Origin of the sequence: Aquabacterium sp. (assembly GCF_036279675.1) — a bacterium.
Taxonomy (GTDB): domain Bacteria; phylum Pseudomonadota; class Gammaproteobacteria; order Burkholderiales; family Burkholderiaceae_C; genus Aquabacterium.
In genome coordinates this window covers 1-4,998 of record NZ_DASUIS010000104.1, presented here as the reverse complement: position 1 = coordinate 4,998, position 4,998 = coordinate 1, and the positions used below count along the sequence as shown (strand labels likewise).

4 protein-coding genes and 1 pseudogene are annotated in these 4,998 nt (G+C 61.7%); 4 read left to right on the top strand and 1 reads right to left on the bottom strand.

The genetic code is table 11. From position 1 onward, the window contains the following. A partial coding sequence (locus VFW93_RS12520; RefSeq protein ID WP_329694325.1) for a hypothetical protein occupies positions 1 to 198 on the top strand: 198 nt, incomplete at its 5' end. 590 nt (positions 199 to 788) lie between these two features. Here the strand turns inward: VFW93_RS12520 and VFW93_RS12515 are convergent. Next, positions 789 to 1,823 (bottom strand): AraC family transcriptional regulator, encoded by a 1,035-nt coding sequence (locus tag VFW93_RS12515; RefSeq protein WP_329694324.1) that lies wholly within the window; start codon positions 1,821 to 1,823, stop codon positions 789 to 791. Positions 1,824 to 1,967: 144 nt separating this feature from the next. On the opposite strand from VFW93_RS12515, the pseudogene VFW93_RS12510 reads away from it, so the two are divergent. The 3 genes and pseudogenes from VFW93_RS12510 to VFW93_RS12500 form a co-directional block, all read left to right on the top strand. Continuing rightward, positions 1,968 to 3,470: pseudogene (locus tag VFW93_RS12510) on the top strand (flavin-containing monooxygenase); the annotation flags it as partial. A gap of 80 nt (positions 3,471 to 3,550) precedes the next feature. After that, on the top strand, positions 3,551 to 4,468 hold the full coding sequence (locus VFW93_RS12505; RefSeq protein ID WP_329694322.1) for an alpha/beta hydrolase: 918 nt from the start codon (positions 3,551 to 3,553) through the stop codon (positions 4,466 to 4,468). A 155-nt stretch (positions 4,469 to 4,623) separates the two neighbouring features. Beyond that, positions 4,624 to 4,998: contractile injection system protein, VgrG/Pvc8 family (locus VFW93_RS12500; protein ID WP_329694321.1), on the top strand; the 375-nt coding region annotated here is incomplete at its 3' end.

Genomic DNA, 4,998 nt, shown 5'->3' with positions numbered 1-4,998 from the left:
GCAACGCCCAAGCCCCACGCCACATTTCAACCGGAGGAAAAATCCGCAGCCGAGCGTCTGCTAGAGAAAATTATCGCAAATGACGACCATCTAAAGGCCTATTGCGAACGAAAACAGCGCTACTCAGACGAAGAAGGGTCGTTCAATAATTTGGGTGGACTCCCTCTGCCACAATTTAGAAAAAAGCTCCGAAAGTAGCGGCAATCAGTTTCCCGTTTGCTGTTTGAACGAAATAACCTATGCTGACTTGCAGCGGCAGGGCCCGAGTGCAAGATCAGCCAATCGGCTGATCGTGTAGGAGGCTATAGCAGCTTGGGCGGCCGCTTTCACCAAATACCTAGTGCTGCTTTTGGTCGATTTAGTGAGCATGCCAACAGTCATTTCGTGTTACTCAAATTCGAGAAATCCAGATTTGGCTGACTGGCTGCTTGGAAAAACTCGTCCGGTTGGAACGGGGTGAGGGCGTCAGTTCAGCACCGTATGGATTGGTCATTGGAGCGGCAATAGCGGAGTTGATTGGCGCATCTACAGTCTCGATGCCTACGGTACATTTCATACCAGTCAGGCCCGCCGAACCGCTCGCAGTTGCCCAGAGACTGCAATATTGTCGAACCCCCTGAGTCCAGCACATGTCCTCTAACAGCAGCAATCGCTGCAAAGCCGCCGATCCCCCAGCAGCATCAACCTCTACCCACCCCTGATGTTTGCGATTGAATCGATGGCACCCGCCGCAAGAAGTCATTCCGCTGCCTTCGGCCCGATGAGCCGTGCGCCCTTCCACGCCACCATCACGCAGCGCCACCCCGGGCACCGTATCGCCCCAGGCTGGGCGCCACACCAAACCACCGCTTGTACGCCTGCGAAAAGCTGGACAAATCGCTGAAGCCCATGCGTTCCGCGATCTGCGTGAGCGACAGCGTTTCATCAGCCAGCAACTCATTGGCCTGGCGGCCACGCACTTCGGCCAGCAGCATCCGGTATGAGACGCCCTCGTCCTGAAGGCGCCGCTTCAGCGTCCTGTCGCTGAGCCCCAGCGCGCGCGCGGCCTGGGGCAGATCCGGTGTCATGTTGAGGGGGGCGGCGGCCAGGTACTGGCGCAGGTAGTCGCCGGTACCCAGACGGGCTCGGCGGCGTGCCATCAGTTCTTCGCAGGCTCGCTCGCACATGGCCACCGTGACGGGGTTGGCCTGAGGCAGCCGCAGGTTCAGCAACTGGCGATCAAAGGACAGGCTGTTGCAGGTGGCGCCAAACTCGGGACGGACGCCCCCCACGCGCAGCAGGCCTTCGAGCCAGCCGGCACCTCGCTCGACGTTGTGCTGGAGGGTGAACCGGGACAAGGCGAACTCAGGCCCCAGTGTCTCTTTCATCAACCGGGAGGCAGCCGCCACATCGCGCTCCACCAGGAAGCGCTGAATCGCAGGCTCGACGTCCGGGGCTTCGAAGGTCACGGTGTACATCTCGCCGTCCAGGCCACCCGAAATGCGGCAAAAGGCAAAGGTCAGCGGGATGAACCGCAGCGCCAGCGCCAGGGCATCGCCAGCGGTCGCGCTGCTGATCAGGCCCAGGCCCCACAGCCCGTATGAGGCGAAGTTGTAGCGCATGCCCACTTCCAGCCCCAGCCCAGGCTGCCTGCATGCGCGCATGAGGTTGCCCACCACACACAGCTCCTGGCTGGCATCGAGTTCGATGGCCAGATCAGCCAGATCGGCTTCCTTCAGGCGAGAGCGAGCCAGGATCCTGGCGGCATCCAGCCCCCGTTCCTGGCCAAACTCGACCAGAAGCCGCACGCTCGCCGAACTGCGCTTGAAATCCCAGAAGTTCACGGAGAGCTCATGAAGGGTGAATACCGATGTGGTTGGCCCAAATCATAAAGCGTTTGTCCTTGGTCAACATTCTCGGTGGCGGTGGTTTTGCGCATGATTCCGCCTCACCGAACAGACCTTCGTCGCACATCGAGGTTTCAAACCATGCAACCCTCTGGCTCAGCGCCCCATACCGCTTTTCACACCATCATCGTCGGAACCGGCTTTGCGGGCATCGGGATGGCCATCGCGCTCAAAAAAGCGGGCCTGGGCAACTTCCTCATCCTCGAAAAGCAGAACGATGTTGGCGGTGTATGGCGAGACAACAGCTACCCAGGCGCCGCGTGCGACGTGCCTTCGCACCTGTATTCGTTTTCGTTCGAGCCCAATCCGAACTGGTCCAGGGTATTTGCACCTCAGGCCGAGATCCATCAATACCTGAAGCACTGCGCCGAGAAATACGGCCTGTTGCCATCCATCCGCTTTGGCTGCGAGGTGGCCCAAGCCCGCTACCAGGAAGAGCTCGCACTGTGGGAGGTGACTTTGACGAATGGCCAGGTGTTGCAAGCCCGGTTTCTTGTCACGGCCACGGGCCAGCTCAGCCGCCCGGTCTATCCCAAGCTGGAGGGCATGGACAGCTTCCAGGGGCATGTCTGCCACTCTGCCCACTGGGATCACGGCTATGACATGAAGGGCAAGCGCGTCGCGGTGATCGGCACGGGGGCCTCGGCCATTCAGTTCGTGCCCGCCATTGCGGGCCAGGTGAGCAAGCTGACGGTGTTTCAGCGCTCGGCCGCCTACATCCTGCCGCGTCCGGATGGCCCGTACGCGGGCTGGCGCAAGGCCTTGTTCAGGATGCTGCCCTGGACCATGAAGCTGCACAGGGCCCGCATCTATACCCAATACGAAAGCCGGGCGGTGGGCTTCACACGCATCAAGGCCATGATGGACCTGGCCGTGGGCCTGCCATTCAAAGCGCTGCTGCAACGGCAAGTGCCGGACCCCCAACTGCGCGCCCAGCTCACGCCCGACTACCCCATCGGCTGCAAGCGCATCTTGCTGTCCAACGATTACCTGGCCACCATGGTCAAGCCCAACGTGAACCTGGTCACCCAGGGCATACGCCGTATCACGGCCGATGGCATCGAGACGGTGGATGGGCAGCACCATCCCGTTGACGCGATCGTCTACGGCACCGGCTTCGCGGCCACCGAGTTTCTGGCGCCCATGACGATCACCGGCCGCGATGGCCTGAAGCTCAATGATGCATGGCGCAAGGGCGCGCAGGCCTATCTGGGCATGACCGTACCGGGCTTCCCCAACTTCTTCATGCTGTATGGTCCCAACACCAACCTGGGCCATAGCTCCATCATCTACATGCTGGAAAGCCAGATGGCACATGTGTTGAGGTGCATGAAGGCGGCGCACAAGGCGGGCGCCCACACGGTTGAAGTCAACGCGGGGCGATACGGCAGCTTCAATGGCTTGGTGCAAGAGCGTCTGCGGGCCACCGTGTGGCAAGGCTGCAAGAGCTGGTACGTGGATGCCAACGGTCACAACAGCACGAACTGGCCGGGCTTCACCTTCGGCTACCGCTGGCTCACGCGTTATGCATCGCTCGATGCCTACCAGTTCATGGCTGCGAGCCAAAGCGCAGCGCATGGAAGCCGTGCCGGGGGCGATCGCATCGCCAGGGCCAGGGCGCTTTAAGCACAGATTTGACAACGCATGACTTTTGGAATTTCAACGTGAACGCTCGCCGCTACCCAGATACCTCGCACGTGCGCGTGCGCGCCATCAAATCCACCTTCATGGCAGAGGGCGCACTGTGCGCGGCCACGCTCCATGTGCCCCAGGACACGGCCCCCGATCAACAGCTGCCCGCCATCCTCATGCTCGGCGGTTGGGGCAGCATCCAGCTGGCCTTGACCTCGTCGTTCACACACAGCTTTGTCGAAGCCGGCTATGCGGTGATGGAGTTCGATTACCCAGGCTGGGGTGACAGTGGCGGCTTCCCCAGGCAGGGCATCAATCCCTGGCGCCGAACACGCGTGGCCGATACGGCACTGGCCCACCTGAAGGCTCAGCCCATGGTGGCAGCTCATCAGATCACGCTGTGGGGCACATCGTTTGGCGGTGGCCATGTGGTGGATCTGGCTTCCCAGCACCCTGAACTGAAGGGGGCCATCATCCAGGTGCCGATGCTTGATGGCCTGGCGGCCACGCTCGCCACGCCGCTGGGTCGGCTTGTGAAGCTGATCGGCCTGGGTATCCTGGATCAAATCAAGCCGGGTGCCCCCATTTGCGTGCCGACTTTGGCCCGCGAAGGCGAGTTTGCCACCATGGACCGCGACGGTGGCTGGGACGCCATGGAGTCCGCCTTGAGGGCCTACCCGGACCACAAGTACGACAACCGCGTGGTTGCCAAGTCCGTGCTCACCATGCCCTTCTATCGCCCCTGGCTGCGCCTGAAGGATGTGAAGATCCCGATGCTGATGATCGGGGCCACGGGCGACACGGTGGCGCCGTTCGTGTCTGACAAGGTGCGGCGTGTCGGCAACCCGCACGTGCAGGTCATCGAGATCGATGCCAACCATTTCGACCCCTACTTTGACCCGCTGTTTCCCGAGGTGCTGGCCCACCAGTTGAAGTTTCTTCGCCGCTGAGGTGATGGCGCGCAGGTTCTGGCGCCGGTGGCGCCGCGCTGGCGCCTGCACCTGAGGCTTCCGTGGAAACCCGTATCAACGCCGACGCCCGCCACCTGCCGTCCGCATGACTTTGGTCGCTTTGCCAAGTCCCCCTCCTGGGGTCCACTAACAGGATGGCCACGCATGCTCCCATCACCCTGAGTTCCCCGCTGCCCGCGGCAGACCTGTTCCTCGAGTCGATGAATGTCTCGGAGGGCCTGAGCCAGTTGGGCGGCATGCAGCTCAATCTGCTGAGCGAAAAACCGACCCTGGCACCCCAGGATCTGCTGGGCAAACCGGTCACGCTCACCATGCACCTGGCCGATGACAGCAAGCGTTATTTCCATGGCTATGTCACCCGCTTCGGCCTGGGCACACCCCGGGGCCGCTACTTTGCCTACCAGGCCGAGGTGCGCCCCTGGCTGTGGTTCCTGACCCGCACCAGCGATTGCCGCATCTTCCAGGAGATGTCGGTGCCGGACATCGTCAAGAAGGTGTTTGACGATCAC